Source organism: Bacillus sp. SIMBA_074 (genome assembly GCF_046534555.1).
Lineage (GTDB): Bacteria > Bacillota > Bacilli > Bacillales > Bacillaceae_G > Bacillus_A > Bacillus_A mycoides.
In genome coordinates this window covers 1-249 of sequence record NZ_JAWRYM010000979.1, presented here as the reverse complement: position 1 = coordinate 249, position 249 = coordinate 1, and the positions used below count along the sequence as shown (strand labels likewise).

1 protein-coding gene is annotated in these 249 nt (G+C 36.5%); it reads right to left on the bottom strand.

The window, feature by feature from the left end; genetic code table 11:
- Positions 1 to 249, bottom strand: a 249-nt coding sequence (locus tag SB773_RS33685; RefSeq protein WP_410594821.1) for a hypothetical protein, incomplete at both ends; no start/stop codon positions are given.

Genomic DNA, 249 nt, shown 5'->3' with positions numbered 1-249 from the left:
CCGACATTAAACGATCAAATTTTGAGTTTTTCCCTGATGCTAACCAAACAAATTTTCCTTCCAATGAGGTTAGCTCCGTTGGAATATCAAGTACTCGACATTTGATGTAATGAAAGCCATTATATAAAACGGTTTTTTCCTCTTTGGCCTGAAGATACTCCACAATAGTCCCTTCAGGTAATGAAACCGAGTGAAATTTAGCTGATTTTTTTGGCTCAGAATCATGTTCAAACTGGTAAACATTCAGAC